The sequence below is a fragment of the Desemzia sp. AGC72 genome (assembly GCF_057334175.1).
The window spans coordinates 1-26,474 of the sequence record NZ_JBHFIG010000013.1 but is presented as its reverse complement, the minus strand read 5'-3'; the positions used below and the strand labels follow the sequence as shown (position 1 = coordinate 26,474).

Genomic DNA, 26,474 nt, shown 5'->3' with positions numbered 1-26,474 from the left:
AGGATACTGTAGTTAAAACCGATTCCATTTTAAAGTGCAATAGAAGATTTAATAGAAGAGGTGAAAGGTATGTTTACCGATCGAAGGTTAACAGAGGCTTATGAAAACGCCAAAGTAAAGTATTTTGATGATGATTCAAAATATGTTTTTATGAGTGATGTTCACAGAGGAGACGGGAGCTTATCAGATGAATTTACTAGGAATCGAGATATTTACCTGTATGCTCTGCAGCATTATTATAGAAATGATTATACTTATGTAGAAGCTGGTGATGGGGATGAAATGTTGGAGTACTCCAATTTTGAACACACTAAAAATGCTCATCCAGCAGTGTATGATACGATCAAAAAATTCTTTGATGAAGACCGTTTAGTAAAAATATATGGGAACCATGACATTTTTTTGAAATATCCATCTTATGTCAAGAAAAACTATTACACCAATTATGATGAGTATAATGAAGTGTTTTTTGATTTCTTAAAAGGTCTTGAGCCTGTAGAGGCTCTTGTTTTAAAGCATCGAGATACTGGTCAAGAGATTTTGACCGTGCATGGACATCAAGGAGATGCGCCTAATGATCAGTTTTGGAGATTGACTATGCTGTCTTTAAAATATTTTTGGCGGTTCCTTCATGCATTTGGTATCCGTAATCCTTCCAGCCCGGTAAAAAATGTGAATAAACGACACAAGGTCGAGAAGAATTACAATAAATGGATCGAAAAACATAAAATGATGCTGATTTGTGGACATACTCATCGATTTAAATACCCTAAGAAGAAAGATCATCCTTATTTTAATACTGGCTGTTGTATCTATCCTACGATCATTACTGCAATTGAGATCAAGCATGGTACCGTTCAATTAGTACGTTGGAAAGTCAAAGCGACCAGAAACGGCGTGTTGAATATTGAAAGAGAAGTCATGAGAGGTCCAGAACCTCTTACGGAATTTGATATTCGAGATGGTTATGCAGGGGCTGCAGATTAAACAAACTGAAACTTGGAACCATTATGTGTTCCAAGTTTCAGTTTGTTTTTTATTCTAGTTGAAAAATAAGGTATACTAAGTAAGATAGAAATATTAGAATGTTGGAGGAAATTATGAATAATAATGATCGCTTAATTAGATTGCGTTACGCATTGGATATCAAAGAAAATGATATGATCGAAATGTTTAAACTTGGAGGTATCCAAGTGACTAAAGAAGAAGTCAAGAAGATGCTGGTGAATCCAGATAAATTTGAAGAAGATGAAGAGGTTGATCCAGATTCATTTATTACAGTCGACAATACTGTATTGATTAGTTTTTTAAATGGATTAATCACGTTTAAACGCGGGAAAAAGGATTCTGGGAAAAACGAACCTCCAAAAACAGAAGAACCATTGAAAAATTCTTTGAGCATCAACAATGAAATGCTGAAAAAAGTGAAAATCGCTCTTTCACTAACTAGTGATGATCTATTGGATATTTTTTATGACGTGGATGTAGATATTAGTAAAAGCGAATTAAGCGCCTTATTAAGAAAAGAAGGGCATCGAAATTATAAAGTATGTCTAGATAGATATGCTCGTAATTTTTTAAAAGGTTTAGCCCTTCATTTTAGAGATTAAAAGTGCATCAAGTCTTTTTTAAGTAGTTTCCTAATATTGAAATAGAGAATGGATTCTAAATATGTAAAAGTTGTGTTAACATTGTAAATTCTATGTTAAGAAAAGTCTCATAATGGCTAGAAAAATGTTTTTTATTCTGATGCCAACCTCTATTATAGAAATGAAGGTTATTTTTATAATTGTTTATATAACATATGGAGGGGTATCATTGGATATACAAGAAATGTTATTTCAGTTTTTCGGAGGACTAGGTATTTTCCTTTTTGGATTAAAATACATGGGGGACGGATTACAACGATCAGCTGGAGATAACTTACGAAACATATTAAATAAATTTACATCTACACCATTAAGAGCTATTTTAGCAGGTATTTTAGTTACAGCTTTGATTCAAAGCAGTTCTGGTACAACCGTACTTACAGTAGGATTAGTTAGTGCTGGATTTATGACACTGAAACAAGCTATAGGAGTCATCATGGGAGCTAACGTCGGAACAACGGTAACGGCGTTTATTATAGGAATAGATATAGGAGCTTATTCTTTACCTATTTTAGCTATAGGCGCATTACTTTTATTTTTCTTTAAAAATCCTGCTATCAATAGCATAGGTCAAATCATTTTTGGCTTTGGTGGTTTATTTTATGGACTAGAATTGATGGGTGCAGGTATGGCTCCGCTTGAATATTTGCCAGAGTTTAGGGACCTTATGCTTCAATTGTCTGAAAGTCCACTTTTAGGTGTTTTTGCTGGTACAGGACTTACACTTGTATTACAAAGTTCAAGTGCAACTATTGGAATTTTACAAGAACTATACGCACATGGAAGTATTGCCCTTGAAGGCGCATTGCCTGTGTTATTTGGAAATAATATCGGAACAACCATCACTGCTATATTGGCAGCAATCGGTGCCAGTGTCGCAGCCAAAAGAACAGCGGCAGCTCATGTTATTTTTAATTTTATCGGAACTATTTTAATTATGGCGGTCTTATATCCGTTTACAGACCTGATTATTTACCTTGGGTCTTTACTGAATCTAAACCCCGAAATGCAGATTGCATTTGCTCATGGACTATTCAATATCACGAATGTGCTGATTCAAATGTGGTTCATTAATCAAATTGCAGCTTTAGTATCTAAGATAGTGCCAAGCCAAGAAGTAGAAGCAAAATACGAAGGTACTTCACTCGATCAAACATTGATTCAAAGTTCTCCTGCAATGGCGTTGAATCAAGCTAAAGTGGAAATTAATCAAATGGGGCAAATAGTCTTGGAAGAATTCCAAGAAATGTTCTCTTATTATAAAAAGCAAGATGAAAACAGCAAGAAAAAGACTTTGGAATTAGAAGAAATCGTCAATAAAACGGATATTGAAATCACAGAATACTTGATGCTGTTGTCAAATGTTGAATTACCGCTTCACAATACAGGCGAACATGTTGTGATGATGGATGTAACGAAATATCTTGAACGAATCGGAGATCATTGTGAAAGTATCTTAAAAAATATCCGTGAAGCTTCAACAGCTGCAAAAAATAATAAAAAAAATTTAGACAGTACTGAAATTGAAAAAGTGTTTTATGATGATGATTTGATGTCTTTATTCAAGTTGGTTCAACAAAATATTGAAGATACGGTTTTAGCTTATAATGAAGACAGTTATTCTTTAGCTGGAAGAGTTATCAAGCGTGAAAAAGAAGTAAATCAATTAGAGCATGCGATAAGAGATAAATACATTCAACGCTTAAATGAAGGTGTCGGAATCCCGTCGGATGGAATCTTGTTCGTTGATATTGTTTCAAACTTAGAACGTATTAGTGATCATACAGTGAAGATTGCTAAGCATACACTTGGCATACGTTACCCGCATCAGTCACAAAAAATCTTACGGAATACAGCAGAAGAAGTTGCTGTAGAAGGAGCTGCAATCAAATAAGTTCAAAAGCACACTACTTCAAAGTAGTGTGCTTTTTTATTAATATAGTTCGTTTTTAAGATGCTTATTTATATTGAATAATTTATTTTATTAGTTTATAGTATAAAAAGACAAACAATTATTTTGTTTTTATTTTAAAAATTCGTTTTTTACAAGGAGAGAGTATGTTGGGAGAAACCAAACCCTTAATAGCTATCCAAGGTGCTATGGATGGTGAAGTCATTGCACTTTTAGAAACTATGGAGACTTATAAAGAAGAAAAATTTGGTACCTATTCATTTTACATAGGAAAAATTGAAGCTATGCCTCTAATTATTTCCAGAACAGAAATTGGGATGGCTAACGCCGCGGCAGCTACGACGCTTCTGATCGACAAATACCATCCTGATTTGATCATCAATCAAGGCACAGCAGGCGGTCATGATCCTCATTTACGAGTGTTTGATACGATTATTGGAGAAGAGATCATACATATCAATTCGTTCATGTCACCGCATCGTAATAAAGAAGAAGGGATGTCTCCAGAGAATTGGATTCCGATGCACTCATTTATCCGTGAAGAGGATGGGCGCTTAGAAGAAAAATTTGCCTTTAGAAGTGATTCAGAACTCGTGAAAATTGCAAAAGATACAACAGAAGAATACTTACAAGGGAAAGTTGTAGTTGGTAAGATAGGAACAGCAGATTTTTGGAATAGAGAAATCGATCGCATTTATTGGTTCCATCAAAATTTCCAAACAAGCGGAGAAGAAATGGAGGCCTATGCAGTAGCACAAATTGCGGATGCTTTCAAAGTGCCTTTTTTATCTATACGTACGATATCAAATTCTGAAGTAGCAGATGAGGGAATCGAAGATTTAGATACTGCGGGAAGGTATTGTGCTGAATTCAGCTTACAAGTTGCCAAAAAAATCTATCAGCAAAAACTAGTTTCATTGCTAAAATAAAACCAAAAGCGTTCGTTCTACAAGTACTGTAGAACAAACGCTTTTTCGGCAAGATTACTGCACTAAGGTATGACGTTTGGATTGATAAAAATTAAATAGATTCACCATTTCTACTAGTACAGTTTGTTGAGCAGGTGACTCGATTGGTAGATTCTGTTCAGGAGAATATACAGCTTCCTCCATCATTTGAACAAATGACTCGATCGTCTCTTTTTTCTCGGGTACCAGCAGTGACCATTCTTTAAAATAATGACGGATGGTCTGGTGCGGCAACGACTTTTTCTTTAATTGAAATAGCCAGTACACTAAGTTTGTTTTTTGCTGCAAGGTAAGAAAAGAGAAGTGCAGCATTTTTGTGATTAACTGAGACACCAATGTCCAACGTTTAATAAAGCATAAAATGGACGAAATAAGAATAAAAAGTACACTGATAAGACTGAAATACTTTTCAAACCAACTTTCCCCAGCAGGTATCACTGATGTAGAAGCTGCTTCTTCAGATTCTACAACTTCGCTAGTTTCTTCTATTGGAGTATCTGCGGGTTCACTAGATTCATTGTTTCTTGACTCTTCAGCAATCACGGTATCATCAACAACTTCAGCAGAAGGAGTCTCATCAGTAACAGGTTGCGTAAAAGGAGGAGTAGGCTCAAATGGTATCCAGCCCATTTCTTCAAAATAAATTTCTGGCCAAGAGTGTGCATTGGCATTGGTGACTTCATAAAAAATTTCTCCCTCTTCATTGACTCTGTTACCACTATTGAAACCTTTTGCCCAACGAGCTGGAATATCTAAAGCTCGGCACAAAACCACCATAGCTGTAGAGTAATTGTCGCAATAGCCGACTTTTGTATCAAATAAAAAATGATCGACATAATCTCTTCCTTCAGGAACATAAGCTGTTTCTGAAAGACTGTATTCAAAACCTCCGTCTTCTTTTAAATACTGTTCGATTGCACGAACCTTTTCGTAAGTAGACTCGGCATTTTTTGTAATATCTTGGGCCAATTCTATTACACGTTCCGGCAAATCAACAGGAAGTTGAGTATAGCGGGTATGGAATGCTTTACTAACTACTTCATCATCAGATTCCGGATAAGAGTTGTTGTCTGTAAGATCTACATCAGGTGCAGCTATAGTCAAGGTGTAAGAGTCGACTAGATTTTCTGTATCCTCAAGAATATATTGACCAGTAGGAATCTCCAATAATAAATCGATATTTTCAGTTTTATCATAAAAATCAAAACCAATCGTTTGATAAGAATAAGGGATTTGATCAAAAGAGTCAGTCAGTTCAATAGGAATATCCATTAATTCAATAGTCGTTTTATCTCTATCCAATAACTGAAATAGAGATAAATCAATTTCTACTTGTTGTTCAATGCTCGTTTCCCAGCCTTTTCCTGTGTAGATCTCCTTTGATTCAATCAGCCAGTAATGAGGCTGATCAGTATGAGCAGTAAAAACGGTGTTTTGTCTTTGAGTAAGAGGTCCTCCAAGATTAGAGTCGTTTTCACTATACCCGCTTCTAGAAGAAACTCCCCCTGGACTATATTTATCTATCCATTTGAACAAACCTTGTTCTTCCAAATTCATATGAAAGTTGTCTGTTTTTGAAATAGCCCACTCTTGCGGAACAGCAAGAGCGCCTATTCCCCAAGAGGAAGCTTTGACAAATAAAAAGCTCATTGTTGAAAACAACAATAAAGTGAAAAAAGCATTTCTCCAAGAAGTATCTGAAGGTATTTTTGCCAGGCCAATCAGTAAAAATCCGAAAAACAATGTAGAAAGAACAAGACTCATCAGCTCAGTTGCTGTAAAGACTTGTAAAATCAGCAAATAACCTAATGCTGATGCGAAAGATATAAAAGGGTTGAATCGTTTTAACAGCGCATAACTGCTTACTAGGAGAACGGCGCTGATAGCAAATAAACTCAATGTATTAGGCAAGAGAGTAATGCCGCCAGATCGCAATTGGTCGATAAAAGACAGGTTATGCCGTGAAAAAGCGACCAGCCAATCCAAATTGAAAGAATGCTGCAAAGGAAAATAGGTATACATTAAATAACTTAAAGCTCCTAACTGAGCTGGAAGCCAAAGGTACCATCTTGGTAAGATGATCCACACACAGTGAATCACGATAGAGTAAATCAATAGAGGAGTCCAAGCAGCAAAATCGTTTAATTGAATAAAAAAACGCAAAATAGGGAAAAACAAACCACAATTAACAAAGACTAACACCCATTTCTTGAGGATTCTTATGATATCTTCTCTTGTCGGTACCATGTCAGATCCCCCCTATCTTAAAGTCAGTCAGTGTATCTTCGTTTATAAAGTAGAAAGGGGTTTGGTGACTCTCTTTGACCAAGGGAGTTTGATTTTTAGAACTGATCAAAATTGTTTTAGCCGGTAAAGTCGACTCCTTTTTCCAAATCGAATCTATATCCTTTTGGTCTGCAGCAGGCTGAATTGAAAGAAAAGCATCTTTAGTCTGTTTCATCAAAACTTCTTGGCCATAACTTCCAATTAATTTCAATTGGACAGCTTGATAGTGAGTCAATTCTAAATAAAGACTATAAGCCAAGCTGAGCAGATCTTCAAACTGATCTGTTTGGTATCCTAAGAAAATAATCGTTACAGCAATATCTGATTCTTTATCGTATTCTTTTACCATCAAGTTTTGTTTTTTAAAACTAGCTTTCCAATCAATATCTTTTAAAGTATCTTTTGATTGATGTTCCCGTAGTTGACGAAACTGGGCCGACTGATGCCCTGAAAGAAGGCTCAAATTCAAATGAGCATTTAGTTGATGTAGAAGCGGATAAAGGTTGTCGAACGGCAACGGCTTAGGGTAAATAGTGAAATCAACCGGAATAAGCTGTTTTGATCGATGTGTGAATGCCCCTAAATGATCTTTACCAGATGCACGAATTAAAAGGGTATTGTATTTTCCTCGAATAAAAGAAAGCTGCTCAAAAGGAATAACTAAACGACGCTTGAATAAGCTGGAAATACTTGTTGAAAAAGATTGTCTTTCATTTCCTATGCTTACTTCCAAATTCGACATCAGTATAGGAAGATAAAAGCGAGTCTTCATTTTCAAGAAGCCTTTCAATAGGTGATTGTTATCTGCTAAGAGCTCAAATTGAATATCTTTCCATGGAATCAGAGTAGTAACCCATAAGAAAATCAAGATAAGAGTAAAGAAATAAAACACCAACCAGGAAATGGGTGTAGGGAAAACAAATGTGTATAACAGAATAACGATATAAGAAGAGATAAACAACAATTTTTTTAGAATGAAGAATATAGTTTTAATCATGATCACCTTTTATTTCTATTTAAAGGTACAGGAACTTCTTTGATGAGAGACTGGATAGCAGCGCTTTTTTGTTCAGGTGTGAGATATTCTTTGAACAGTAAACGATGCTGATACACTGCAGCAATAACCGCTAAAATATCATCGGGGATAAGGTAGTCGCGCAAATTCAAAACAGCATAGGCCTTAGCTGCTGCTAAACAGTATTGATTCCCTCTAGGGCTGATGCCGAGACGGATACTGGGATTTGTACGAGTTGAATCTCCTAATTTGACGATATAAGTCAGTAATTCAGGTTGGACATAGACTGTCGGAACTAATTGTTTTAACTCTTGAAATTCTTCTAGACTTAATAAAGGCCGAATGGCATTTAACGTTTCAATTTGAGTTGGATTGGCCAACATCTGGACTTCTTGTTCATGAGTAGGATAGCCTAAAGATAGTTGAAGCAAGAAACGATCCAATTGAGCTTCTGGAAGGGGGTAAGTCCCTTCGTGTTCAATCGGATTTTGGGTAGCCAATACAAAAAAAGGATTCGGTAACGGATACGTTTTTCCATCCATAGTTACTTGATGCTCAGACATAGCTTCCAACATAGCTGCTTGTGTTCGAGGAGAAGTCCGGTTGATTTCATCCGCCAAGACTAAGGAAGCAAACAAGGGACCTTTTCGAAAAGTAAACTCAGCTTCTCCAGATACAGGTATAGAGTATCCGATAATATCACTGGGAACTAAATCAGGCGTAAATTGAATCCTAGAGAAATCAGCACCAAGCGTTTTAGCAATCGATTTGACCAGCAAGGTTTTTCCTACTCCAGGAATATCTTCAAATAATACATGCCCTCCAGCGAGCATCGCGGTCAGCGTTAATTTAGTAATCTCTTTTTTTCCGATCACTACATGATTCACTGTATCAATCAATTTATGCAATTGACGTACAGATTGCTGGTGCTTTTCAGATAAAACCAACTTGATCCCTCCAAGTCATTTATTTTCCTTATTTTAACGGTAATCTTATTCAAATACAATTCTCTTATATAAATAAAGAATAGGAAAACGAACAGGTTGTTCAGTCGTAAAAAAATAACCTGTCGTATAAAATTTTAATAAGCCATCTTGTCTTTATTTGAGAGAAGGTTATAATAGAAAAGAAGATATGGAAATTGTTTTAATAGCATAAAAATGTAAGCGTGTTCTATCAACTGAAATTTAAAATGAATGGAGGATTGAATTATGTCAGAAACCCAATTGAAGACAGAAGAGAGGAAAGAAAGTTCTTCTTTTTATAAAAGTTATATGAAGCGAAAAAATAACTTTTTGAGGGGAAAAATTTGGTCGATGAATGGGAAAATTGGTGTGAAAGATGCGCCAGATATCATTCCGGTAATACATATAGATGAAAATAGAGAAAATATTGTGGTGATAAAGAATGGTCAGATAGTGAAAGATTCCTCTTTTGAATTGACGGAAAGCGATCATTTGGAGATTAAACTAAAAAAAACTGTCACCCCGCCTAAATGCATTATCACAATAGATACACGCCAACTCACCGCTTTTGTAGAAGTGGAACCTGGTTATCAAATATTATCAGAAATAAAAAACTTTTCTCCAGCACATGAAGCCTTTCTTAAAATAAAAGAATATAAGATCGTTGACCAGAAAATCAGTATGGAAGAATTGAAGGAACAACTCCATAAAGAAGGTGTTATTTACGGAATAAATGAAAAAGCTTTGCTTGAGGTGACTCATTCTGCTATCCACCAAATCATTGAAGTAGCAAATGGACTACCAGCAACACAAGGTAAAGAAGGCTATTTAGAAACTAAAGTCGACTCTGAAATTAAAAAAATTTTGCAAAAAGATGAAAAAGGAAATATTGATTTTAGAGAAAACCAGCAGATCCCTACTGTAGAAGTTGGAGAAGTCTTAGCAATCATACATCCCCCAGTAGAAGGTGAAGTTGGCAGAAGTGTTACAGGCGAGCTGATCTATCCTGAAACCGTTACAACGATCATTTTTCAACCAGAAAAAGGTACCAGTCTTGAAGAAAATCGAATTATTGCCACAAAAATAGGCCGTCCATTTATCTATCAAAAAAATCAAGTAGTGAAGGCTTCTATCATTCCTAAATACATTCAAAAAAATAACGTAAATATCTCCACCGGGAATATCCACTTTTATGGAGATGTAGAAGTCTTCGGAGGAGTAGAAGAAAATATGATCATAGATGTTGGAAATGATTTATTTCTTCATAGTTCGGTAAACAGCTCCATTATTACAGCGACCCATTCTATTGCTTGTAAAGGAGGTATTTCAAACTCTGTATTTTCAGCCGGAGAAAGAAATAAAGTTCTGACTCGTTTAAATCAGTTGAACTACGAACTTCTGAACCAGTTAGAACAAGTTCACACAGCCCTCGAACAAATTACTCAATCATCTAGTTACAAACAAAGTACGATAAAGCAGAGCAAAAGGTCTTTACTTGATCGGTTGCTGGAGAAAAGATTTCATTCCTTCTTAGCACAAATCAAAGAATATACGTTTATAGTCGTTCAAAATAAAACATTTCTATCTCAAGAGTGGTTAGACAGCGCCAAAATATTTCAAGAGATATTTGTTTATGATACTCATGTAGAAATCTCTGCCTCACAATTGAAAGTACTGATGCAGTTGTTGTTGGACTCTCAAGAAACGTCTTTTTTTAATTCTACAGAGCCTGCAAGTATCAGTATTGATAGTGCTGTTAACAGCACCTTAAGTTGCAGTGGGAATATTCAGGTCACTGGAAATGGCTGTTTAAATACCAACATAGTTTCAAAAGGATATGTGAAAGTTACAGGATGTGTTCGAGGAGGCGAAGTTTTTGCTCAAGAAGGCATGGATATTAGAGAAACTGGATCTGTAGGGGCTGTCAAAACACTTTTGACTGTTCCAGAAGAGAAGACAATTCGAATAGAAAAGGCACATGAAGGTACCGAGTTGAAAATAGGATCTGCTCGATTAGTGTTGAACCAGTCTCAGCAAACCATTCATGCTTATCTCCAGACAGATGGGACGATTAAACTAAATTAAAAGAAAAATACAAAAAAACGCCAGAAGATTTTCTCTTCTGGCGTTTTTTTATTATAGTTAAGCATTGCTTGTTTCTAAGCGTTTAGACAGTCTCGAAAGGGTATAACACACTACCCAATAAAGGAATCCCATAGCAATAAACATTGGAATAACGTAGTTTGTATCTTGTCCGTAGACAATTCGCGCATTATGTGTCAGCTCAGGTAAAGTAATGATAGTAGCTAAAGAAGTATCTTTCACTAATGCTACGAATTGGCTGACAATTGGTGGGACCATAGCCCGCAAAGCTTGCGGAATAATGATATACCAAATCGTCTGACCATAGCTCAAACCAGTTGATCGACCAGCTTCCATTTGCCCAACAGGAATGGAATTCAAACCACCGCGAATGATCTCAGAAAGCATAGCGGATTCGAAAATCGTCATGGCAGCAACTGCAGACCAGAAAATACTTAATCGAATACCAATTTGCGGTAAAGCAAAGTAAGTAAAGAAAATAATCAACAGCAAGGGCAAGTTACGAATAATGTCCACGATTGCTCCTGCTAAAATAGACAGTACAGGAATTTTCATGTAACGCACTAAGCCTAAAACAGACCCTATAATAAAACTTAAAATAATTGAAATAGCAGCTATTTCAAGTGTAACTAGGAGTCCATCCAATAAAAAGCGGATGTTCACCCAGGAATAAGCTCCAGTAAAATCCAAATGAATCTCCTCCTAATCGTTTGCAGCTAAGCGTCGTTCCACATACTGCATCAAGTAAGTTAATGGTAAAGTAATAATCAGGTAAAATAATGCAACGATAATGTAAGTTTCAAATGTATTGAAGGTTTCACTAGCGATCAAGTCACCATAATACATCAAATCTAAACCAGCGACCATTGCTAAAACAGATGAGTTCTTCACTAAGTTGATGAATTGATTACCTAGTGGAGGAATCACGATTTTGATAGCTTGAGGCAAGATAATGTATCTCATGGTGTCACCATAAGTCAAACCAGTAGATAAACCAGCTTCCATTTGTCCGCTAGGTACTCCAAGGATACCCGCTCTTACGGTTTCAGCAATGAAAGCAGAGGTATAGATCGTTAATCCGATAACCCCAGCTGTAAAGCCGTTTACCCCAACAAAGAACATTGGAAAGACTACATAGAAAAATAACACAATAATCAATAATGGAATATTCAAAAATAATTGGACATAAAAATTAGCGATGCCAGCTAAAAGTTTGTTGGTCGATACTTGGAAAATACCCAACAGCGTACCGATAATCAAACTGATGACTAAGGCAATTACACTAGCAATCAAAGTATTGATAAAACCTTCTATCAATATATCGTTATAGTTGGTTAATATTTCAATCATTTCAGGCACCTCATTTCTAACGTTTCATAAGATTTCTTAAAAGAAGCCTGTATGAACTAATTTAGTTCAGGAACTTCTTCTTCAGGGAACCATTTGGTAAAGATTTCAGCATATGTTCCATTTTCAATAATGGTATCCAAAGCTTTGTTGACTTCATTTAAAAAGTTTTCTTGTCCGTGATTGATAGCGATCCCGTAAGGTTCATCAGTAAAAGGGTTACCAGCTAAGCGATAACCAGGGTTTTCATCAATGATTCCCAAAAGAATTGCATTATCAGTAGTCATAGCATCGCCTTGTCCTGATTGTAAGGCTGTGAAGGCTTCCGAATAATTTTCAAGCTCTAAAATATTTGCTTCTGGTGCATGTTCACGGATGTTTTGAGCGGAAGTAGAACCTTTAACAGCTAACACAGTTGTATCGGCATTTAAATCTTCGATACTTTGAATAGCGCTGTCGTTAGGGACAAGTAAAGATTGACCAGCCGCGAAATACACATCGGAAAAATCAACTTGTTTTTTTCGTTCTTCAGAAATGGTCATTGTAGCGATGATGGCATCAATGTTCCCGTTTTTGATCAAAGGGATACGCGTTTTTGATGTTACTTCTACAAATTCAGCGTTATCAGCGCTGCCAGTTATTTCTTCTGTCAAAGCTTTAGCGATATCGATATCGAATCCTTCAATCTCGCCTTTTGCGATATTGTAAAGTCCGAACAAATTAGTGTCTGCTTTTACTCCCCAGATAATTTCAGGAGTCGAAGCTACTGCTATTCGCTCTGTGATGTCTTGGTCGGCTACTTGTCCAGAAGTACAAGCAGAAAGCCAAATAATCGGTAACAGCAGCAAGAAAAGCAGAGGACGTTTTTTCATTAATTTCATACGAATACCTCCAAATTATACATGGTGGATAATTTTGCCTAAGAATTGTTTTGCTCTTGGATCTTCTGGGTTTTCATAGAACTCTTGAGCATTTTTATCTTCAATAACTTCTCCATCAGCCATAAAAATGACACGATCCCCAACTTCACGTGCAAAGCCCATCTCGTGAGTTACAACGATCATTGTCATACCTTCCTTAGCTAACTTTTTCATAACATCCAATACATCATCGATCGTTTCCGGATCAAGCGCACTAGTCGGCTCATCAAATAATAAAACCTCTGGGTTCATCGCTAAACCACGTGCAATAGCAATACGCTGTTTTTGACCACCAGATAATTGAGTTGGATAAGAATCTTTTTTGTCTAACATGTTTACTTTATCCAATAATTTTTCAGCCGTTTTTTGAGCTTCTTTAGGGTCTTGTTTTAACACTTTGATAGGTGCTAAAGTAACATTTTCTAAAACTGTCATGTGCGGATAAAGATTAAAATGTTGGAAAACCATCCCCACATGTTTGCGAATATTATTGATGTTGGTATCTTTAGCGTGCAGATCTACACCGCTTACCAATAATTGACCCTCATTTATTTCTTCTAACCCATTAATACAACGAAGCATCGTGCTTTTCCCTGACCCAGATGGCCCGATGACAACGGTAACTTCTCCTTTATTAAAAGTTAGATTGATGTTTTTTAAAGCATGAAAATCACCATAGTATTTATTGACGTCTTTAAACTCAATCATGATAATTCCTCCTTAGTTGGTTGAGTAGTTTTTATACATAAGAATTAGGAAGTACACAATGCTGGTCGATAAGCTGATTGTGTGCTTCCTACTAGAGTATTCTTGCTATGCAATTATTAAAAACTGTTCAGTTACTTTACCATTTTATAATTCTACTATAATCACTTACTCTTTTCAAGCTAAGCACATTCAGTTTATTAGAAGATAAAAGTGCTTTATTTGTTTTATTTAAAGGAGTATAACGGTTGCAAATTTTTTTTGCATTAGGCATAGTTAGAGTACAAAAAGGTTTAATTTAGTAAAAGAAGAGTAGAATAGCAAAAGAAAATATCGCTATTTTAGTAGAAAGGAGCAGACTGAATGTACATAGCATTAACTTTTTTCTGTGCACTGATTTTTTCTCTGCTGCACTTTTTCTCCAAACAAATGACATTTGCCGGCAAAGTACCAAGAAGCAAGTTTTTATCTTTGGCAGCGGGAGTTTCGGTATCTTACATTTTTGTTCATTTGTTACCTGAATTGAATAAGTATCAAAAAGTCGTATCTGAAGAGTTGAGAAATACGATTTTTGGGTATTTTGAGCACCATATTTATCTAGTGGCTATGGCAGGTCTGATTTTGTTTTACGCTTTAGAAAAAAAAGCAAAGACGGGAAGAAATCAAAAGAAACCAACTAATGCTCCAGCAAAAGTATCAAGCGTCTTTTGGGTTCACATCGCCTTGTTCTTTATTTACAATACTATTATAGGCTACTTACTATTAAATCAGCATTTCGAACAAGTGAGCAGCTTATTATTTTATTTTTTAGCATTAGCTGTTCATTTTATAGCTAACGATTGGAGTCTGCGCAGGAATCATGAGAAAATCTATGATCAATATGGGCGTTTATTGTTGTCTTTTGCTTCGTTGTTCGGATGGATCTTGGCTCTGTTTATTGAGGTCGGAGATTTTGGTGTCTCAGTAATGTTTGCTTTTGTAGCAGGCGGGATGATCTTGAACAGCATGAAAGAAGAACTGCCGGAGGAACAACAAAGCAGTATCAGCAGTTTTGTTGCTGGAGCAGGAGTATATACTATTTTATTATTGCTTGTTTAAAATAATAGATTGAAATTTTATAGACAACGTACTAGGAAATATCCCCTAGTACGTTATTCTTTTTGCCAACCACTCAAAGTTGCTTTTTAAAATTCTTTTTTTCTGAAAGAGAAGAAAAGCAGTCCAATGATTGGTATAATAAAGTAGAGTAAGTTTACTCAGAGAAAAAAGGTAAACAAGTACCAGTGAAAAAATCAATAAATAATAGGTTTAAACTTGATCTAGAGGTTTGTTGAATCAGTTTATAGAGGTAAAGGGGAATGTTATGGAACGTATTCATTTGTACCATACAAACGATATTCACTCGCATTTAAGTAAATGGCCGCGTATAGCTGACTTTTTGCGGGAAGAGCGCAACCGAATTGAAGATAGCGGAGATTCCTTTTTTGCATTTGATATTGGGGATGCTTGTGACCGAGTGCATCCTTTAATCGAAGCAACTAATGGAACTGCAATGATCGACTTGATGAATGAAGCTCAATACGATGCGGTGACCATTGGGAATAATGAAGGTATTGGAAGTTCGAAGGAACAACTAAATCGGTTATACGATTCTGCAAATTTCAAAACCATTATTTCAAATATGAGAGATGCAGAAAGCGGAGAATTGCCTAATGGAACCGTACCTTTTGAAATTTTCAAAACTAAAAAAGGGCACCGACTAGGAATATTTGCTTTGACGGCGTCTTTCCCAACAAGTTATATTCCAATAGGATGGAATATCCAAGATTCTTTTGAAGTTATCACTCAAATGCTGGAAATTCTAGAGCCGTTAACAGATACGATCATTTTATTGTCGCATTTAGGAATTGGAGACGATCGGAAAATCGCTGAAATGTTCCCGATGATTGACATCATTCTAGGTTCGCATACACATCACGTGTTGCCAAAGGGAGAACGGGTCAGAGATTCTCTTTTAGGAGCAGCTGGAAGATACGGAGAATATGTAGGGCATATAGTCATCGATTTAGATGAAAATTCTATAGTGGACTCTTCTGCGTCTGTGACTCCTATTGATGAGATTCCTGCTCCATTCAATGAAGAAGAATTGATTACGACTTATTCCCAAGAAGGACACCACTTATTGAAACAGCAACAAATCGCATACCTGCCAAAAGCTTTACCCATTAGCTGGTATGCAGATTCAGAATTAATGCAGATCAGTTTGGAAGCTTTAAAATACTATGCTAAAACAGAAGCTGCCGTATTGAATGCGGGACTATTTATGACTTCTTTAGATGAAGGAATCGTTACTAATGATGAATTGCATCAATTTTTGCCTCATCCTATGCGTATATTGAGAGTGACACTTTCTGGTTCTGAATTGATTCGAGTAATAGAAGAAATGGAAAAAAACCGCAACTATTTAAGAAAGTTTCCTATTCGTGGAATGGGATTCAGAGGAAAATACTTTGGAGAAATAGTGTATAATGGGTTAAGTTTTGATCCAAAAACGGGAGAAGTATATTGGCAAGGAGAAAGTGTTGCAGTAGATCGCGAATATACATTTGCTACAGTTGACCATTTCATGTATATTCCATTTTTCCCGACAATCGAGTTAAAAGGAGAAAATGAATTGATTTTTCCTTTATTTATTCGTAATGTAGTAGGGCAATATCTCAAGAAACAATACCCGATAAATCAAACCAATCTTTATGAAAAGATAAGAAATGAAGGTGAACAAAATGACCCAAATTAACGAGGAAAATGAAAAAAATGCATCTAAAAAACAAATCGTTCATGAAGCTAAAGACTCAAAACCTAAGCATACTCGCAAACGTCCACAAGAAAAGAGAGTAAACCGAAAAAATGAAAAGACTAAAGAAAAAGAAATAAAAAATGACGCGACAAAAATAGATAAAACGATAGAAGAAACGATTATTCCAGAAAAGGATCTAATCGTTCAGAAAGTCGATCCTACTACGATCACGATCAATGGTGAAAAGTATGAGATCACAAAAGATCATCGAGAAGCATTTGATGCTCGCCGATTAAGTGAACGATATAGTCCTATATTAGATAAATACGACTATATTGTAGGTGACTGGGGCTTTGAACAGTTGAGACTCAAAGGTTTTTACAGCAATCAAAATCGTAAAGTTCCTCAAGATAAAAAAATCAGCCAGTTAGAAGATTACTTATATGAGTATTGTAATTTTGGAGCACCTTATTTTGTGATTCAACGATTAGAACCGGCGAAAAACCAGAGCAGTTCTTCCAAAAGTCCGCGTCCAAAAAAACAAAAAAAGAAAAATGTCAGCAATGTGAAAAACACACATACGAAAGAGTTTCATAGCCATTCTGCTAAGAATGCCGGCGGAGTTAAAAGACCCAATAAAAATTCAAGAAAAAGAAATTTTGTTAAAAAAGAAGTGCCTGTGGAAACCAAACCAATTAGTTCTGAAACAGACTCTGTTTTGGTAAAAACTGTTAAAGATGAAACGGGTTCAAGAAGGTTCAACATACGCCGCGGCGATGTGGACAGAGCGAAAAATAAATCATAAAGGTTGGATAATGTGACGTATAAAGGATATTTGATCGATCTTGACGGGACGATGTACAAAGGAAAAGAAAGCATACCGGATGCACCGTTGTTCATTCAAAGATTGCGAGATAAAAACATACCATTTTTATTCTTGACCAATAACTCTACAAAAACACCTGAAACAGCCGCTAAAAACCTGCAAGATAATTTTGGCATTCCTGCTTTGCCAAAAGAAGTCTATACCAGCTCTTTAGCTACAGCTGATTATTTGGAATCTTTGAATAATGGAAACAAAGTATTGATTATAGGCGAACAGGGATTAAAACAAGCTTTAGCAAATAGAGGATTTGTCGAAGATGATAAAAATCCCGACTATGTGGTTCTTGGTTTAGACCAAGAAGTGAACTATGAAAAATTTAAGGCAGCCACTTTAGCTATTCACAATGGAGCTCAATATATCGCAACGAATAAAGATACTAACTTACCAACTGAACATGGGCTGGTTCCTGGAGCAGGCTCATTGGCTGCATTACTAACTGCGGCTACTCGAATTGAGCCGACATTTGTCGGAAAGCCCGAGACAATTATTATGGAAGAAGCTTTAAAATTAATCGATTTGCCTGCTGAGGATGTTTTGATGGTTGGAGACAACTATGAAACGGATATTATGGCAGGTATCAACAGTGGTGTTGATACTTTGCTTGTTTTCACCGGATTCACAAAACCAGAGGATTTAGAAAAAGTGGAGGTACAGCCTACCCATATCGTGGATTCTTTAGGAGAGTGGGTCATCTAATGAAAACAAAAGCAATAGATTTTGCTGGGATAGCCATAATTTTTTTATGGATCGTTTCTTTTTCCATTATGATCACAATCAATTTTACGCCCTTGTATGCATTTGATGTTGATTTTTTTGATATACCAGTACGTGTAGAATTGTCAAAACCAGTAATAATGGAGAACTACCACATTTTGTTGGATTATTTGAATAAACCTTGGATCAGCGAGCTAAACATGCCGGACTTTTCGAGTTCTGAAAGTGGACTTTTTCATTTTTTTGAAGTAAAACGATTATTTCTATTAGATTATGGGATCTTACTGTTAACAACCATTGCATCGTTCTTCTATCTTAAATATTTAAAAAAAACGAGGAGGAATTGGGTTTTACTAAGACCATTTATGTGGGGAATCTTTGTTCCTTTAGTGATTTTATTTCTGATCGCAGCCAATTTTGATCAATTGTTTGTTTTATTTCACCAAGTCTTTTTCAATAATGACGCATGGATCTTCAACCCTGCTACGGATCCAATCATCATGGCCTTACCGGAAGAATTCTTTATGCATTGTTTTATTCTAGCATTTGTGTTGATCGAACTGTTGATTACTGGAGTTTACTTCTATGCAAAAAAGACAGCCTTTAAATAGAGAGCTGCCTTCGAACCAACCTTTGAAAAACCAACCTTTGATTTTTTCAAAGGTTGGTTTTTTTGAAAAGATATTCTTATTTAGTGATTTCTGCTTTAGAAGGATTGTCATGAGCCAAACGGCTTGCTGCGGAAGCTGCTATTGCTCCGACAATGTCATCTAAAAATGTATGCACTTCATTATCATCGTGACTGTTTAGTTTCTCTAGAATACCAGGTTTTACTTTATCAATATACCCATAATTTGTAAAACCGATTGACCCGTAAACATTTACGATAGATAAAGCCAGTATTTCATCGATCCCGAACAAGCCTTCATCTTCAGTAATGATTTCTTGTAAGGGAGACATCAACTGATTTTTTTCTGCTAAGATATCTAGTTGAATCCCCGTTAAAATAGCGTTTTGGACTTCTCGTTTTTTTAATACCGACTTAACATTTTCAATACATTCTTCTAGGCTTAAGTCTACGATGTACTTTTTTTGCAAAAATAAAACCAATTCTGCAATATCTTCTTCTTTGACTCCGCGTTCATGTAATAGGTTTACTGCTGTTTGATGCATGACATTTTCATTTTCTACCACATTGATCCCCTCCATTTTGTAGAACTCTACTCTTATTATACCTATAAAGGTTCAAAAGAATGAAATGATAAGCAAAAAACCACCGATTATACAAAAGTTATCTTGTACAATCAGTGGTTTTATAAGAGATTAAAATAAGCTGGTGCTGTGCATAGGTTGTACGCGTTCGTCCGGATTGATGTAACTCATAGCATTATTAATGGCTGTAGGGCCTTCTCCAAAGCCGGTGGCGATCAATTTGATTTTCCCTTCATAAGTACAGATATCACCTATAGCATAAATTCCAGGAATCGTTGTTTCCATTTTAGTATTGACCGGGATTTCATTTCGAGACAATTCAAACCCCCATTTTTTCATTGGTCCAATAGAGGAAGTGAATCCGTAATTTACCAAAAAGTCGTCTACTTCGATTTCTATTTGTTTGTCTTTGCGGACTTCTTGCAGCGTGACACTTTGAATTTTATGATTATTCCCACTGATAGAATGGGGGATAAAAGGTGTGATCATTTCAACACTGGAGTCCTCAAGTAAACTGATACTATGTTCATGAGCTCTGAATTTATTTCGGCGATGGGTCAAATAAACTTTTTTTGCAATCGGCTCTAATGCAAGTGCCCAATCAACTGCCGAGTCTCCTCCACCGCAGATCATGACTTTTCGGTCTTTGAACTGTTCAATATTGTTTACATAGTAATGGAGCGTTTTGTTTTCATATTGTTCGGCATCTTCAATATCTAGTTTCCTTGGTTGAAAAGCTCCATTTCCTGCAGCAATGATCACTGCTTTAGAGAAATGTTTTCCTTTTGTAGTAGTCAATTCAAAAATCTCTTGTTCATTTTTTTGAACATCCAATACTTCTTCGTCCAAACAAATCGTTTGGTCAAAACGAGATTTTTGGACAACTAGATTAGTGATTAATTCTTCTCCCGTTACTACAGGTAGAGCAGGAATATCATAAATGTCTTTTTCAGGATAAAGCATCGAAACTTGCCCGCCAAGTTGAGGTAAGCTGTCAATGATCTTGACTTTAGCATTTCTCATACCGCCATAAAAAGCCGCAAATAAACCAACAGGACCGCCGCCAATAATTGTGATATCATAAATTTCATTTCTTGATTCCAAAATTAACCCTCCGTAACATATTTTCAATAAAATCACTTCATTCAAAATTTTAATTACCTAAAATCATTTTGGTGATGTAAGCTACAGCGATACCTGTCAGAATACCAAAAAATACTTCAATAGGCTTATGACCTAAATATTCTTTCAAATGACGCTCTTTTTGTTCTCGTTGAAAGTTCTTTGTAGTAGGATCTTGAGACAGATTCCATACTTTTTCACGCAAACGAGTAAATTCGATAATCAATTCATTTAATAGGATACCTTGTTCACCACTTTGTCTGCGAACTCCCATTGAATCGAACATAACGATCACTCCAAAAGTACTGGCAATAGCTACCAAAGGAGATTCGATTCCATATTCCAGTGCTAAAGCAGTAATCAATGAAGAAACTGCCGCTGAGTGTGAGCTGGGCATTCCTCCCGTGGAGGTTACTAAAGCAATAGTAGTCTTCCGGTTTAATAAATAAGCTACAGGGACTTTGATAAATTGAGCAAATACAATTGCAGAAAAAGCTGCCATTAAGGGATAATTTGAGAACATGTTCTTTGTTCCTTCCTGTGAATTAAAATGTAAAGCTATTTTATCATACCACGAACTAAAAGAGGGAGAAGTAAAAAACGTTTTTTTCTGATCAAAAAAGAAAAAATAAGTATGCTGTCTTCATCAAAATCGGTTCTTTGGAAAATAATAGTAGCATTCAATAAAAAGATTCGTTATCATAAACACTGTATGAACAAAGAAGAAAAAAGGTATGTCTACTTAATATACCTTATTTAGGAGGAAACTTATGTATACTCAATTATCAAAAGATGTGGCAGAAAATGAAATCAAAGCCATTATCCGCACAAATATGGGAGACATTACAATCAAACTTTTCCCGGAAATCGCACCAAAAACTGTTGAAAACTTCGTAGGATTAGCTGAAAAAGGTTATTACAACGGAATTGTTTTCCACCGTGTTATTCCTGACTTTATGATTCAAGGTGGAGATCCGACTGGAAGCGGTATGGGCGGAGAAAGTCTATGGGGAGATTCATTCGAAGACGAATTCTCTACAGAAGCTTTCAATATTAATGGAGCTCTATCAATGGCAAATGCTGGACCAAACACAAACGGCAGCCAATTCTTTATTGTAACAGCGTCAAACACTCCAGCTAACATGGTTGCACAATTAGAAGCAGCCGGCTACCCAGCAGAAATCGTTGAAGAATACAAAAATAACGGTGGAACACCATGGTTAGACCAACGTCATACTGTTTTCGGGCAAGTGATCGACGGCATGGCTGTAGCTAACAGTATCCAAAATGTTAAACGTGGTTTCCAAGACAAACCTGTTAATGATGTAGTAATCGAAACTATTGAATTAGTATAAAAAAAGAACTTCTGCTGACTCAGTGCAGAAGTTCTTTTTTTGAATAAAAGTAATGAAAACGAATTCTTTTTTTTAGAGATATTTGGTATAATGAAAAAGCAAGTTTATGTTGAAAGGAATGAAGAATATGTTTGGAGCAATCGAAGCCGGCGGTACTAAATTCGTCTGTGCAGTTAGTGATAAAAATTTCATCATTAAAGATAGAGTTAGTATACCTACAACTACACCTGAAGAAACAATGACAGAAGTGTTTTCATTTTTTGATCAATATGAGTTAAAAGCTATCGGTATTGGATCATTCGGTCCAATCGATGTCAATAAAGAATCAGATACATACGGCTATATAACTTCAACACCTAAGACAGCATGGAAATTTTACGATTTTCTTGGATCAGTAAAAAATCGCTATTCTGTTCCTATAGGATGGACTACGGATGTGAATGCTGCAGCACTGGGAGAAATCAAATTAGGAGCGGCTAAGGGATTAAAAAGTTGTGTGTATTTAACTGTCGGTACAGGGATTGGCGGCGGTGCAGTAATTAATGGTGAACTATTAGAAGGATACGGACATCCTGAAATGGGACACATCCCAGTTCGATTACATCCGAATGAAACATACAAAGGCACATGTCCTTACCACGGGGATTGTTTAGAAGGAATTGCTGCAGGACCAGCTATTGAAGGAAGGTTTGGGAAAAAAGGTCATTTGTTGGCTGATCGAGAAGAAGTATGGGAGATGGAAGCCTACTATCTTGCTCAAGCTTTGATGAATTACACTTTGATTCTTTCACCCGAACGGATTGTGTTAGGCGGGGGAGTAATGAAACAGAAACAGTTGTATGCATTAGTTCGTCAAAAATTTGCAGAATTGATCAACGACTATGTACAAGTGCCTAATCTTGAACAGTACATTGTTGCTCCTGGTTTGGAAGACAATGCTGGAATTTTAGGAAGTTTATTGTTGGCTGCAGAAGCTGAATAATATCTTGATTTCATTAAAATTAAAGAACGCATATAGATAAAAGAGTCGACTAGAGGTGCTCTAGTCGACTCTTTTGCGTGTACGGATTTAAAAAAGAGAACAAAAAATTACATAAACAGATGTAAAAAATAGCGTAAAATAAGCTTTTACATAAATATTATAAAATAACGAAAGATTTTGAAAACGAACTCATTTTCAAAACGGTATAAAAACTTCAATGTTGATGTTATAATACAGTTGTAAAGTTGATATTCGAGAAATTTCAGAAAAGAGGTGTTAGGATGGAATATAAAATCGGGATGGTTACTATAGGAGAAGTTACCGGTATACAGCCGTATGGAGCTTTTGTTTCGTTAGATGAAGAAACTCAAGGTTTGATTCACATATCGGAGTGCAGACATGGTTATGTCAAAGAAGTAGGAGATCTGCTGAAAGTAGGAGATCGAATAACCGTTATGATCATTGACATAGATGAATATACTAGAAAAATCAGCTTGTCCCTCAGAGCCTTAGAAGATCCTCAAACATTTGTTTACTATCCTAAGAAAAAACGCCACTATACAAAAAAAGGTAAAATCGGATTTCAGAGTATTAGAGAAACTTTGCCTAAATGGATTAAGCAAGCCAAAGAGGATGAAAAGAATCAAATCAATTCTAGGTGATAGTTAGTCCATTGTCATATTGTTGAGACTAATGTAATTGTGGATCATTCTTGAGAGGGGTTTATACATGACTGAAGGACACTTTGTAGCCGGTACTGTGATGGCTCAAGCCTTTAATGGGAAATACGTTTTTTTGGTAAAAAATAATGAGGACTCTTATGAGTTGCCCATGACACCTATTTACAAAGAGAAGACAGGTTTAGCCTGTATGATTGAAGAACTAAAAAATATTTTGGATATTCAAGGTTCTGCATTAGATTTATATGAGTTGACCAACTCAGTAGTAAAAGGCTCACGTGTACCGCTATTTGTATTTTCGTTAAATAAAAATAATACGTCAGAATTAAATGACTTGTTGAAAGAAAACTTAGCTCAATATGCTTGGATGTCTTCTGATACGCTAATTGAGACTTTGGAAAATATCGATATTTCTGGAGTGCCATTATTTAATCAATAAAAAACCATCAACAGCGTTTTCATTTCAAAAATGAAAGTGCTGTTTTTTCTTGCATTTTCTAGGGAAAACAACTAAAGTAATAGAGTATTAATGAAAGTCATAAAACCATAATATATACTAATGGAGGTTATTTAAAATGGGTCATATCCAATTCGATTATTCAAACATTGGAAAATTTGTGCAAGAACACGAAATATCCAATTTACAACAACAAGTAACTACAGCTGATTCTATGTTGCGTAATGGAACAGGAGCAGGAAGCGACTATTTGGGCTGGATCAACTTACCAAAAGATTATGATAAAAAAGAATTTGCCCGTATCAAAGAAGCGGCTAAAAAAATTCAAAATGAATCTGATGTATTAGTTGTTTTAGGAATCGGCGGATCCTACTTAGGAGCAAAAGCTGCTCTGGATTTCTTAAACCATACTTTCTATAATTTATTGGGAAGCGACAAACGCAAAACTCCACAAATCTTCTTTGCTGGAAACAGTATCAGCTCAACTTATTTAGCTGAATTAGTTGAAATCATTGGAGACCGAGATTTTTCTGTAAATATGATTTCTAAATCAGGAACAACTACAGAACCTGCTATCGCATTCCGCGTCTTTAAAGAATTATTGATTAAAAAGTACGGTGTAGAAGGAGCAAACGACAGAATCTACGCGACAACAGATAAAGCAAAAGGAGCATTAAAAGGCGAAGCAGATGCTCAAGGATATGAGACATTCGTGATTCCTGATGATGTTGGAGGACGTTTCTCTGTATTGACAGCTGTAGGTCTTCTTCCGATTGCAGTAAGCGGAGCTGACATTGATGCATTGATGCAAGGTGCTGCTGATGCAAGTGATGCTTATTCAAGCGACAAATTAGAAGAAAACGAAGCTTATCAATATGCTGCAATCCGTAACGTATTGTACCGTAAAGGAAAAGTAACTGAGTTGTTGATCAATTATGAGCCAAGCTTGCAATACTTCTCTGAATGGTGGAAACAATTATTCGGTGAATCAGAAGGAAAAGACCAAAAAGGAATTTACCCTTCAAGTGCAAACTTCTCAACTGATTTGCATTCACTAGGACAATTCATTCAAGAAGGGTCAAGAAATATATTTGAAACAGTCATCAAAGTAGATACACCTAAAAAAGCTTTGGCTATTCCTGAGAGCGAAGAAGATTTAGACGGTTTAGGATACCTTGAAGGGAAAGATATCGACTTTGTAAATACAAAAGCTTTCCAAGGTACACTATTGGCTCATACTGATGGAGATGTTCCTAACTTATTAGTGACTATTCCACAAACTGATGCTTATACTTTAGGTTATCTAATGTACTTCTTTGAAATTGCTGTAGGTATTTCTGGTTATTTAAACGGCGTAAATCCATTTGATCAACCAGGGGTAGAAGCTTACAAGAAAAACATGTTTGCTCTATTAGGTAAGCCAGGTTTTGAAGATTTAGCAAAAGAATTGAATGACAGACTATAATCGTTAATGTAAAATAATCGTTGTCCATATGATCGATCAAAAAGTTTGTTCCTTAGATCAATCACGGACAACGATTTTTTGATTAGAAAGGGTCATGTCAAATGGAACAAGAACTGCAGATTCATCAGGCAACTGTAGAAGATAGCAAAATAATAAATGAACTATTGACGCAAACAGCACAATGGCTGAAATCGATTGGCTCAACTCAGTGGAGCGAAGTTCTAGAAGGAAGAGATAACCATAATACACCACGAGCGATTGAACGGGGAGAGGTTTATTATGCTACTTTAAATGGGAAAGTTGCAGGTATGTTCATATTATGGAACAATCAGAGCGATTGGGATCGTGAAATGTGGGGACCAGATAATAAGGAATGGATGTATTTACATCGTGTAAATATTGTGCGCGAGTTCGCAGGTACTTCAGTTGCGCATGATATTGTTGAAGAAGCGAAGAAAATAGCGTTAGAAAAACAATTAAAAGGCATTCGATTAGATTGCATGGCAGAAAAAGAGTATTTAAACGCTTTTTATAAAGATGCTGGTTTTTCCTTTGAGAAAGTAATTAAGGAATATGATACAGGTGTAGAAAAAGCAGATTTCAATTTGTATCATTACTTACTACATTAAAAAGATTTACGATGTCTATATAGAAATACTTTTTATATAGAGGTAAGAGGGTTTATTTATGCAAAAACTGTTAATGAATTGATTGAATATTTTTTAAAAAAAGTTATTGACCAAAGAATGAAAACTTGATATAGTAGTTGATGTCGCTGAAATACATAAGCTGACTAAAAGACATTAATATTTTTTTTAAAAAAGATTGACTTAATGTTAAGCAACGTGATAATATGTAACAAGTTGATGGAGCGCTTGCATGAAACTTTTTGAATAAAAATACATTTTTTCAAAAAGTTGTTGACAAGTAATTA

The 26,474-nt window shown here is 35.8% G+C and carries 26 protein-coding genes; 16 read left to right on the top strand and 10 right to left on the bottom strand.

The window, feature by feature from the left end; translation table 11 throughout:
• The first annotated feature begins 69 nt into the window (after positions 1-69).
• The 4 genes from ACE025_RS06445 to ACE025_RS06430 all read left to right on the top strand — a co-directional run bounded on the left by ACE025_RS06445 (position 70) and on the right by ACE025_RS06430 (position 4,490).
• Complete coding sequence (locus ACE025_RS06445; protein ID WP_485938632.1) at positions 70-987, top strand: metallophosphoesterase family protein; 918 nt, start codon at positions 70-72, stop codon at positions 985-987.
• Between the two features lie 113 nt (positions 988-1,100).
• Complete coding sequence (locus tag ACE025_RS06440) at positions 1,101-1,610, top strand: YehS family protein (protein WP_485938630.1); 510 nt, start codon at positions 1,101-1,103, stop codon at positions 1,608-1,610.
• Between the two features lie 208 nt (positions 1,611-1,818).
• Positions 1,819-3,543, top strand: coding sequence for a Na/Pi cotransporter family protein (locus ACE025_RS06435; protein WP_485938628.1), 1,725 nt, complete (start codon positions 1,819-1,821; stop codon positions 3,541-3,543).
• Positions 3,544-3,710: 167 nt separating this feature from the next.
• The gene (locus tag ACE025_RS06430; RefSeq protein WP_485938626.1) at positions 3,711-4,490 is read left to right on the top strand and encodes a 5'-methylthioadenosine/S-adenosylhomocysteine nucleosidase; all 780 of its coding nucleotides are present in this window, start codon (positions 3,711-3,713) and stop codon (positions 4,488-4,490) included.
• Positions 4,491-4,544: 54 nt separating this feature from the next.
• Here the strand turns inward: ACE025_RS06430 and ACE025_RS06425 are convergent, their stop codons facing one another.
• Genes ACE025_RS06425 through ACE025_RS06415 form a run of 3 tightly spaced genes read right to left on the bottom strand, consistent with a single transcriptional unit; the run spans position 4,545 to position 8,777 of the window.
• On the bottom strand, positions 4,545-6,776 hold the full coding sequence (locus tag ACE025_RS06425; RefSeq protein WP_485938624.1) for a transglutaminase-like domain-containing protein: 2,232 nt from the start codon (positions 6,774-6,776) through the stop codon (positions 4,545-4,547).
• A gap of 1 nt (position 6,777) precedes the next feature.
• Positions 6,778-7,812 carry a DUF58 domain-containing protein gene (locus ACE025_RS06420; RefSeq protein ID WP_485938622.1) on the bottom strand — a complete coding sequence of 345 codons (1,035 nt, stop codon included), beginning with the start codon at positions 7,810-7,812 and terminating at the stop codon, positions 6,778-6,780.
• A gap of 2 nt (positions 7,813-7,814) precedes the next feature.
• A complete protein-coding gene (locus ACE025_RS06415; RefSeq protein ID WP_485938620.1) occupies positions 7,815-8,777 on the bottom strand; it encodes an AAA family ATPase in 963 nt (320 codons plus the stop codon).
• Between the two features lie 264 nt (positions 8,778-9,041).
• On the opposite strand from ACE025_RS06415, the gene ACE025_RS06410 reads away from it, so the two are divergent.
• Positions 9,042-10,880 carry a DUF342 domain-containing protein gene (locus ACE025_RS06410; protein ID WP_485938618.1) on the top strand — a complete coding sequence of 613 codons (1,839 nt, stop codon included), beginning with the start codon at positions 9,042-9,044 and terminating at the stop codon, positions 10,878-10,880.
• Positions 10,881-10,937: 57 nt separating this feature from the next.
• Here the strand turns inward: ACE025_RS06410 and ACE025_RS06405 are convergent, their stop codons facing one another.
• From ACE025_RS06405 to ACE025_RS06390, 4 genes are read right to left on the bottom strand one after another with little or no spacing between them, the layout of a single operon-like run.
• A complete protein-coding gene (locus ACE025_RS06405; RefSeq protein ID WP_485938616.1) occupies positions 10,938-11,588 on the bottom strand; it encodes an amino acid ABC transporter permease in 651 nt (216 codons plus the stop codon).
• Between the two features lie 12 nt (positions 11,589-11,600).
• The gene (locus ACE025_RS06400) at positions 11,601-12,248 is read right to left on the bottom strand and encodes an amino acid ABC transporter permease (RefSeq protein ID WP_485938614.1); all 648 of its coding nucleotides are present in this window, start codon (positions 12,246-12,248) and stop codon (positions 11,601-11,603) included.
• Positions 12,249-12,304: 56 nt separating this feature from the next.
• Complete coding sequence (locus ACE025_RS06395; RefSeq protein WP_485938612.1) at positions 12,305-13,126, bottom strand: transporter substrate-binding domain-containing protein; 822 nt, start codon at positions 13,124-13,126, stop codon at positions 12,305-12,307.
• Between the two features lie 15 nt (positions 13,127-13,141).
• Positions 13,142-13,879: an amino acid ABC transporter ATP-binding protein gene (locus tag ACE025_RS06390; protein ID WP_485938755.1), complete on the bottom strand. Its 738-nt coding sequence runs from the start codon at positions 13,877-13,879 to the stop codon at positions 13,142-13,144.
• 354 nt (positions 13,880-14,233) lie between these two features.
• Between ACE025_RS06390 and ACE025_RS06385 the strand changes: the two genes are divergently transcribed.
• The 5 genes from ACE025_RS06385 to ACE025_RS06365 all read left to right on the top strand — a co-directional run bounded on the left by ACE025_RS06385 (position 14,234) and on the right by ACE025_RS06365 (position 18,878).
• Positions 14,234-14,968, top strand: coding sequence for a hypothetical protein (locus ACE025_RS06385; protein WP_485938610.1), 735 nt, complete (start codon positions 14,234-14,236; stop codon positions 14,966-14,968).
• Positions 14,969-15,233: 265 nt separating this feature from the next.
• A complete protein-coding gene (locus ACE025_RS06380; RefSeq protein ID WP_485938608.1) occupies positions 15,234-16,667 on the top strand; it encodes a bifunctional metallophosphatase/5'-nucleotidase in 1,434 nt (477 codons plus the stop codon).
• Complete coding sequence (locus ACE025_RS06375; protein WP_485938606.1) at positions 16,654-17,472, top strand: YutD family protein; 819 nt, start codon at positions 16,654-16,656, stop codon at positions 17,470-17,472. The genes ACE025_RS06380 and ACE025_RS06375 overlap by 14 nt, the downstream gene beginning before the upstream one ends.
• Positions 17,473-17,484: 12 nt before the next feature.
• Positions 17,485-18,249 carry a TIGR01457 family HAD-type hydrolase gene (locus tag ACE025_RS06370; protein ID WP_485938604.1) on the top strand — a complete coding sequence of 255 codons (765 nt, stop codon included), beginning with the start codon at positions 17,485-17,487 and terminating at the stop codon, positions 18,247-18,249.
• Entirely contained in the window at positions 18,249-18,878 is a 630-nt protein-coding gene (locus tag ACE025_RS06365) for a TIGR01906 family membrane protein (RefSeq protein WP_485938602.1), read from the top strand. Before ACE025_RS06370 ends, ACE025_RS06365 begins: the two co-directional genes overlap by 1 nt.
• Positions 18,879-18,954: 76 nt before the next feature.
• On the opposite strand, the gene ACE025_RS06360 is transcribed toward ACE025_RS06365, so the two are convergent.
• The 3 genes from ACE025_RS06360 to ACE025_RS06350 form a co-directional block, all read right to left on the bottom strand.
• Positions 18,955-19,476 carry a phosphatidylglycerophosphatase A family protein gene (locus ACE025_RS06360; protein WP_485938600.1) on the bottom strand — a complete coding sequence of 174 codons (522 nt, stop codon included), beginning with the start codon at positions 19,474-19,476 and terminating at the stop codon, positions 18,955-18,957.
• Positions 19,477-19,590: 114 nt separating this feature from the next.
• Positions 19,591-20,583 carry an NAD(P)/FAD-dependent oxidoreductase gene (locus ACE025_RS06355; RefSeq protein WP_485938598.1) on the bottom strand — a complete coding sequence of 331 codons (993 nt, stop codon included), beginning with the start codon at positions 20,581-20,583 and terminating at the stop codon, positions 19,591-19,593.
• A 49-nt stretch (positions 20,584-20,632) separates the two neighbouring features.
• Positions 20,633-21,103, bottom strand: coding sequence for a divergent PAP2 family protein (locus ACE025_RS06350; RefSeq protein ID WP_485938596.1), 471 nt, complete (start codon positions 21,101-21,103; stop codon positions 20,633-20,635).
• Positions 21,104-21,371: 268 nt separating this feature from the next.
• On the opposite strand from ACE025_RS06350, the gene ACE025_RS06345 reads away from it, so the two are divergent.
• From ACE025_RS06345 to ACE025_RS06320, 6 genes are all read left to right on the top strand, one after another.
• Positions 21,372-21,956, top strand: a complete 585-nt coding sequence (locus ACE025_RS06345; RefSeq protein ID WP_485938594.1) for a peptidylprolyl isomerase — start codon at positions 21,372-21,374, stop codon at positions 21,954-21,956.
• Between the two features lie 118 nt (positions 21,957-22,074).
• The gene (locus ACE025_RS06340) at positions 22,075-22,938 is read left to right on the top strand and encodes an ROK family protein (protein ID WP_485938592.1); all 864 of its coding nucleotides are present in this window, start codon (positions 22,075-22,077) and stop codon (positions 22,936-22,938) included.
• Between the two features lie 281 nt (positions 22,939-23,219).
• Positions 23,220-23,600, top strand: a complete 381-nt coding sequence (locus ACE025_RS06335) for a CvfD/Ygs/GSP13 family RNA-binding post-transcriptional regulator (RefSeq protein WP_485938590.1) — start codon at positions 23,220-23,222, stop codon at positions 23,598-23,600.
• A 67-nt stretch (positions 23,601-23,667) separates the two neighbouring features.
• Positions 23,668-24,057 (top strand): hypothetical protein, encoded by a 390-nt coding sequence (locus ACE025_RS06330; RefSeq protein ID WP_485938588.1) that lies wholly within the window; start codon positions 23,668-23,670, stop codon positions 24,055-24,057.
• 136 nt (positions 24,058-24,193) lie between these two features.
• Complete coding sequence (locus ACE025_RS06325; protein ID WP_485938586.1) at positions 24,194-25,540, top strand: glucose-6-phosphate isomerase; 1,347 nt, start codon at positions 24,194-24,196, stop codon at positions 25,538-25,540.
• Positions 25,541-25,641: 101 nt separating this feature from the next.
• Positions 25,642-26,169 carry a GNAT family N-acetyltransferase gene (locus tag ACE025_RS06320; protein WP_485938584.1) on the top strand — a complete coding sequence of 176 codons (528 nt, stop codon included), beginning with the start codon at positions 25,642-25,644 and terminating at the stop codon, positions 26,167-26,169.
• Positions 26,170-26,474: the final 305 nt, after the last annotated feature.

Coding starts and splice junctions, on each gene's coding strand:
- ACE025_RS06445 (WP_485938632.1), top strand. CDS start 70: ATGTTTACCGATCGAAGGTTAACAGAGGCTTATGAAAACGCCAAAGTA.
- ACE025_RS06440 (WP_485938630.1), top strand. CDS start 1,101: ATGAATAATAATGATCGCTTAATTAGATTGCGTTACGCATTGGATATC.
- ACE025_RS06425 (WP_485938624.1), bottom strand. CDS start 6,776: ATGGTACCGACAAGAGAAGATATCATAAGAATCCTCAAGAAATGGGTG.
- ACE025_RS06420 (WP_485938622.1), bottom strand. CDS start 7,812: ATGATTAAAACTATATTCTTCATTCTAAAAAAATTGTTGTTTATCTCT.
- ACE025_RS06410 (WP_485938618.1), top strand. CDS start 9,042: ATGTCAGAAACCCAATTGAAGACAGAAGAGAGGAAAGAAAGTTCTTCT.
- ACE025_RS06400 (WP_485938614.1), bottom strand. CDS start 12,248: ATGATTGAAATATTAACCAACTATAACGATATATTGATAGAAGGTTTT.
- ACE025_RS06395 (WP_485938612.1), bottom strand. CDS start 13,126: ATGAAATTAATGAAAAAACGTCCTCTGCTTTTCTTGCTGCTGTTACCG.
- ACE025_RS06385 (WP_485938610.1), top strand. CDS start 14,234: ATGTACATAGCATTAACTTTTTTCTGTGCACTGATTTTTTCTCTGCTG.
- ACE025_RS06380 (WP_485938608.1), top strand. CDS start 15,234: ATGGAACGTATTCATTTGTACCATACAAACGATATTCACTCGCATTTA.
- ACE025_RS06375 (WP_485938606.1), top strand. CDS start 16,654: ATGACCCAAATTAACGAGGAAAATGAAAAAAATGCATCTAAAAAACAA.
- ACE025_RS06365 (WP_485938602.1), top strand. CDS start 18,249: ATGAAAACAAAAGCAATAGATTTTGCTGGGATAGCCATAATTTTTTTA.
- ACE025_RS06360 (WP_485938600.1), bottom strand. CDS start 19,476: ATGGAGGGGATCAATGTGGTAGAAAATGAAAATGTCATGCATCAAACA.
- ACE025_RS06350 (WP_485938596.1), bottom strand. CDS start 21,103: ATGGCAGCTTTTTCTGCAATTGTATTTGCTCAATTTATCAAAGTCCCT.
- ACE025_RS06345 (WP_485938594.1), top strand. CDS start 21,372: ATGTATACTCAATTATCAAAAGATGTGGCAGAAAATGAAATCAAAGCC.
- ACE025_RS06340 (WP_485938592.1), top strand. CDS start 22,075: ATGAAGAATATGTTTGGAGCAATCGAAGCCGGCGGTACTAAATTCGTC.
- ACE025_RS06335 (WP_485938590.1), top strand. CDS start 23,220: ATGGAATATAAAATCGGGATGGTTACTATAGGAGAAGTTACCGGTATA.
- ACE025_RS06330 (WP_485938588.1), top strand. CDS start 23,668: ATGACTGAAGGACACTTTGTAGCCGGTACTGTGATGGCTCAAGCCTTT.
- ACE025_RS06325 (WP_485938586.1), top strand. CDS start 24,194: ATGGGTCATATCCAATTCGATTATTCAAACATTGGAAAATTTGTGCAA.
- ACE025_RS06320 (WP_485938584.1), top strand. CDS start 25,642: ATGGAACAAGAACTGCAGATTCATCAGGCAACTGTAGAAGATAGCAAA.